Raw genomic sequence first — 5,096 nt, 5'->3', positions numbered from 1 at the left:
GCGGCGGGGCGCCGCTCGGCGGCCGTCGCGCCCTCCTCGCAGGCCCGGTCGAACGCCTCGCAGAGCATGTGCACCGCGACCAGGTGGAGTTCCTGCACGGTGGCCGCCACGGGCGCGTCCACGCACAGCGCCTCGTCGCAGGCGGCTTCCAGCGGGTTGGGGGCGGGGCCGGTCAGCGCCCAGACGGTCATGCCGATCCGGCGGGCCTCGGCCGCCGCCGACAGCAGGTTGGCGCTCGCGCCGCTGGTCGACAGGAGCATCAGGACGTCGCCGGGGCGGCCGTGGGCGCAGGTCTGCCGGGCGAACACCTCCTGGACGCCGTAGTCGTTGGCGATGGCCGTCGTGGAGGAGGTGTCGGCGTGCAGGGCGAGCGCCGAGTACGGCGGCCGGTCGTCGCGGTAGCGGCCGACCAGTTCGGCCGTCAGGTGCTGGGCCTGGGCGGCACTGCCGCCGTTGCCGGCGACGAGGAGCCGGGCCCCGCCGCCGAGGCGGCCGGCCAGTTCGGCGCCCCAGCGGTGGACGGCGGGGCCCGAGGCCCGGAACGCGGTGAGCGCCTCCATCAGGTCGTCGCAGTGCTGACCGTGGTGGGTGAGGTTCATCGGACGGCTCCCGAGAGTGAGGGGGTGGCGCGCACGGTGCTGCTGTAGACGCGGGCGACTCCGTCGGCCACGCGCTCCCAGCTGTAGTGCGCGAGAACACGTGCACGGCCCGCCCTGCCGTAGCGGGCCAGCCGTTCGGGATCGTCGAGCAGGGTGCGGATCACCTCCGCGAGGCGGTGGTCCTGCCCTCGGTCGGGCGCCACCAGGGCTCCGGTGACGCCGTCGACGACGGTGTCGAGGTGGCCGCCCACGGCGGTGGCGACCACCGGGGTGCGGCAGGCCATGGCCTCGATGGGCACGATGCCGAAGGGTTCGTAGTCGGGCAGGGAGAGCACCAGGTCCGCCTCGGACATCAGGTGGGGCATCCGCTCGTGCGGCACCGCGCCGAGCAGGGTGACCCGGTCCGCGACGCCGTGCTCCTCGGCCACCTTCCTGAGCCGCTCCGCCTCGGGCTCGGCGAAGAGCAGCCCGGCCTCCGGGCCGCCCGCCACGAGCAGTTCGGCGTCGGGCACCTCGGCCAGTGCGCGGATCGCCCGGTCGAAGCCCTTGCGCCGTACGAGACGGCCGACCGCCAGCAGCCGGCGCGGGCCGGCGGCGTCACGGGGGCCGCCGACCGGGGCGAAGTGACGGGGGTCCACCCCGCAGGGCACCACGGAGATCCGGTCGCGGTCCACGCCCATCGCGACCAGCTCCTCGACCTCGTCCGCGCAGGTGGCCAGCGTCCGCCGGCAGGCGCGGCCGATGGCCGCCTCGATGGTCAGGCGCTGGGGCGGGCTGGTGTCCTCGGGGCCCTGGTGACGCTTCTTCACCGTGCCGAGCGCGTGGTACGTCTGCACGACGGGCACCCCCAGGCCGCGCACGCCGCACAGGGCCGCCGTCCCCGACATCCAGAAGTGGGCGTGGACCACGTCCGGCCGGGCGGCCCGCCAGTGCCGGGCCAGGAAGGACCCGAACTCCGGCATGAAGGCGAGGAGTTCGTCCTTGGGGACCCGGGCGGCCGGGCCTGCCGGCACATGGACGACCTTCACCCCGCCGGGCGTGAGCACCTCCGGGGGCAGGCCGGGTCCGTCCCTGCGGGTGTAGACGGTGACGTCGTGGCCGCGCAGGGAGAGGTGGTCGGCGAGCTGGGCCACGTACACGTTCTGTCCGCCCGCGTCCGGTCCGCCGAGCTCGGCCAGCGGGCTGGCGTGCTCGGAGACCAGGGCGACACGGAGGGAGGCCGGGTGGGTGGTGCTCATCGCGTGACCTCTTTCATCAGGTGTTCCCAGTCGTCCAGGAAGCGCTGCACCCCGTACCGGGCCTGTGCGGCGGCCCTGGCCCGCTCCCCCGCGTACCTCGCCTGTCCCGGGTCGGCGAGGAAGGCGCGTACCGCCTCGTCGAGGACGTCCGGCCGGTTGGAGACGACCCCCGCGTCGTCGGGCACCGCCTCGCGCACCTCCGTGGTGTCCAGGGCGACGACGGGCATCCCGAGGAACATCGCCTCCAGCAGCGACAGGCCCAGCGAGGTCCAGCGCACCGGGTGGAGGTAGAGGCGGCAGCGGGCCATGGCCGGGTGGAGTTCGCCCTGCGGCAGGTCGCGGGTGCGGCAGCGCTGCGGGTCCAGGCCGAGGTGGGCGGCGAGGCCCTCGGTGCGCATGCCGAACACGTCCAGCGGCGCGGACCGGGCGAAGCGGGGCAGCAGGTCGGTGCCGGTGGTACGGCCGCGCCGCACCGGCTCGTTGACCACCACCGCGGCCCTCGGCTCGGTGCCGGTCCACAGCGGTCCGGGGTCGATGACGCCGTGCTCGATCACCGTGGCGGGGGCGCGGCCGTTGTCCCACATCAGCCGGTTGAAGTGGGTGACGTGGACGAGGGGGATGTCGTCGCGGTCGGCCAGCGGGTGCCGGGTTCCGACGGGCGTGGCGTCGGGGCTGTCGTGCTCGACGTACACCGCCGGGACGTCGATGCCGGGGCGGCGGCCGGTCCACTCGTGGGCGAGGGCGAGTTCGTGCGGCCGTTGGAGCACCATGAGGTCGATGTCCTGCTCCCGCAGCTCCCGCGGGCTCACCTCGCGGACGTCGGGCGGCCACTGCCAGGTCGCGGCCCGGCCGAGTCCGTCGGGGCCGCGGTCGGGGGTGACGGGCACGAGGTAGGTGTGCGGGCCCTGGACGAACGAGGTGGCCCAGGAGCCGTGGACGTGCCAGATGAGGATGTTCATGCGTGCTCCTCGATGAGTTCGCGGACGGCTCGCACCACGTCCTGGGGGGTGACGTCGTTCAGGCACGGGTGCCCGGGGACGGGGCAGTGCCGGGCGCGGCTGTCGGCGCACTTGGCCGACTGGTCGCCGAGCAGGACCACCGGCACGCCGAAGGGGGCCCAGCGTTCCGCCGGGACCACCGGGGCGAAGAGGGAGACCACCGGGGTGGCGACGGCCGCCGCCAGGTGGGCCGGTCCGGTGTTGCCGCTGACCAGGACGTCGGCGTTGCGCAGGACACCGGCCAGGGTGCGGGGCTCGGTGCGCCCGCCGAGGTCGATCGCCACATCGCCGCTGACCCGCCGGGTGAGTCCGCTCTCGTCCGGTCCGCCGGTGACCACCACGCGGTGTCCCGCGTCGGCGAGGTGCCGGACGGTGGCGGCGCAGCGCTCGGGGCTCCAGGCGCGGGCGGGGGCGCTCGCGCCCGGGTGGACGACGACATAGGGCCCGTTGCCGGTCAGGGGGACGGTGTCGGGTGCCGGGAGCACCCGCAGCGCGCCGTCGTCCCCCGGCGGTGGTGTGAACCCCATGGCGAGGGCGGTGTCGAGCGCGGCCTCGGCCTCGTGGCGGCCCGGGAGCCGCCGGTGCCGTACGTCGAGCAGGCTGCCCGGGTGGTCCACGCTGTCGGCGCCGATCCGCCGGACCCCGGCCATGCGCAGCAGCAGCGCGGTGGGCAGCGGGCTCTGGTGGAAGGAGGTGAGGACCAGGGCGCTGTCGTGGGCGGCCTCGCGTATCCGCCCCACGATCGCGTCGATGCCCGCCCTGTCCACGGGCGGTGGTTCGACGCCTTCCCAGGGCGCCTCCCAGACGAGTACGTCGTCGACTCCGGGCAGCAGCCGGGCGGCGGGCTCACCGCGCGGCCCGCACAGCAGGGTCACGTGGGAGGCGTGGGCGGCGACCGCCCGGACGGCGGGGCCGGCGAGGAGGACGTCACCGAAGCTGTCCAGCCGTGCGACCAGGGCCTTCATGAGAGGTCCCCCTGCCGCTCCAGGACGGTCCGGACGGCCGTCAGGACGTCGGGGGCGATCCAGCGTTCCGCCGCGATCTCGGAGCGCAGGGTCACCGCGTTGGGGACGAGGACACCGCGCGCCCCGGCGGCGCGGGCCGCGAGCACGTCGGCCCGGATGTCACCGATCACCACGCACTCCTCGGGCCGTACGCCGAGCCTGCGGGCGGCTTCGAGGACGAGGCCGGGCCGGGGTTTGCGGCAGGCGCAGCGGTCCTCGGGGGCGTGCGGGCAGAACACCCAGGTGCCGAGGGTGCCGAGCAGTGCGTCGGCGCGCCGGTTGACCCGTAGGACGTCGTGCTCGGTGATGAGCCCTCGGCCGATGCCCGACTGGTTGCTCACGACGCCGGTGGGGATGGATTTCGCCCGCAGCAGGTCGGCCGCCTCCCGTGCGCCGGGCAGCAGCCGCACCTTCTCCGGGTCCCCGTTGTACGGCACGTCCTCGACGAGCGTCCCGTCGCGGTCGAAGAGGACGGCCGCCACCGGGCGTGGGGCCGGGGCACCGCTCATCGGGCGCCTCCCAGCGGTCGGACGGTGCGGTGGCGGGCCTGCCCGGCGAGCCAGTGCCAGGTGGCCAGGGGCGGGATGACCGCGCTGGTGGCGGCCATGGTGGCCACCTCGTGGCGGCTGCGGGGGCCGGGGGCGATGCGCGCCCAGGCGAACTCGGCGGTGGCGGCGGCCCACAGCCCGGCGGCCAGGGCGGCGGTCCGGGGCCGCCCGGCCGCGGCGCCGAGCACGGCCGTACAGGCCAGGGCGGTGGTGGCCAGGTGGCCGGGGAGACGGCCGCGCGGCGCCTGGGCGCGGGTCCACCAGCCGGGCCCGTGGAGACGGTTCATCAGGACGTCGTCGGCGTTGCCGCGCTGGGCGCGGACGGAGGCCCAGCGCCCGGCCGGGCGGACCGGGTGGCGGGTCACCCGCTCGCCCCGGTGCAGCGACCAGCCGGCGTCCATCATCCGCAGGGCGAGGTCGGCGTCCTCGCGGAAGGCGCGCGGGAACCTCTCGTCGAAGCCGCCGGCCTCCTTGAGCGCCCTCGCCCGGTAGGCCATGTCGGCGGTGGCCCAGGCCGCCCGCTCCAGACCGGCCGTCCCCCGCTCCCAGTCGGTGGGCGCGCGGTCCTTCGGGAGCGGGACGGTCAGCCGCCCCTGGACGCCCCCGGTGGTCTCGCCGGCCTGCTTTTTGGGGATGATGAGGCTGTGCATCACGTCAATAAGACACGCTTCACAATGGTGCGCTTTGGAAATGTGCTGGGCTCTTCCGG

General features: G+C 75.6%; 5 protein-coding genes and 1 pseudogene. All 6 read right to left on the bottom strand.

Annotated features, from left to right (window positions below):
* Window positions 1-599 (bottom strand): SIS domain-containing protein (locus AB0917_RS33585; RefSeq protein ID WP_366823498.1); only part of this gene is annotated, 599 nt, incomplete at its 3' end.
* Window positions 596-1,837: a glycosyltransferase gene (locus AB0917_RS33580; protein WP_366823497.1), complete on the bottom strand. Its 1,242-nt coding sequence runs from the start codon at window positions 1,835-1,837 to the stop codon at window positions 596-598. The genes AB0917_RS33585 and AB0917_RS33580, both read right to left, overlap by 4 nt.
* Window positions 1,834-2,796: a glycosyltransferase gene (locus AB0917_RS33575; RefSeq protein WP_366823496.1), complete on the bottom strand. Its 963-nt coding sequence runs from the start codon at window positions 2,794-2,796 to the stop codon at window positions 1,834-1,836. The genes AB0917_RS33580 and AB0917_RS33575 overlap by 4 nt, the downstream gene beginning before the upstream one ends.
* On the bottom strand, window positions 2,793-3,800 hold the full coding sequence (locus tag AB0917_RS33570) for a glycosyltransferase family 9 protein (protein WP_366823495.1): 1,008 nt from the start codon (window positions 3,798-3,800) through the stop codon (window positions 2,793-2,795). The genes AB0917_RS33575 and AB0917_RS33570 overlap by 4 nt, the downstream gene beginning before the upstream one ends.
* Window positions 3,797-4,348 (bottom strand): HAD family hydrolase, encoded by a 552-nt coding sequence (locus AB0917_RS33565; protein WP_366823494.1) that lies wholly within the window; start codon window positions 4,346-4,348, stop codon window positions 3,797-3,799. Before AB0917_RS33565 ends, AB0917_RS33570 begins: the two co-directional genes overlap by 4 nt.
* Window positions 4,345-5,007 (bottom strand): annotated as a pseudogene (locus AB0917_RS33560) (transferase); the annotation flags it as partial. The pseudogene AB0917_RS33560 and the gene AB0917_RS33565, both read right to left, overlap by 4 nt.
* Between the last annotated feature and the right edge of the window lie 89 nt (window positions 5,008-5,096).

The sequence above is a fragment of the Streptomyces sp. NPDC007346 genome, from assembly GCF_040703535.1.
Classification (GTDB): Bacteria; Actinomycetota; Actinomycetes; order Streptomycetales; family Streptomycetaceae; genus Streptomyces.
Note: the sequence above shows the minus strand (reverse complement) of the source record. Positions and strands in the feature narration are given on the sequence as shown.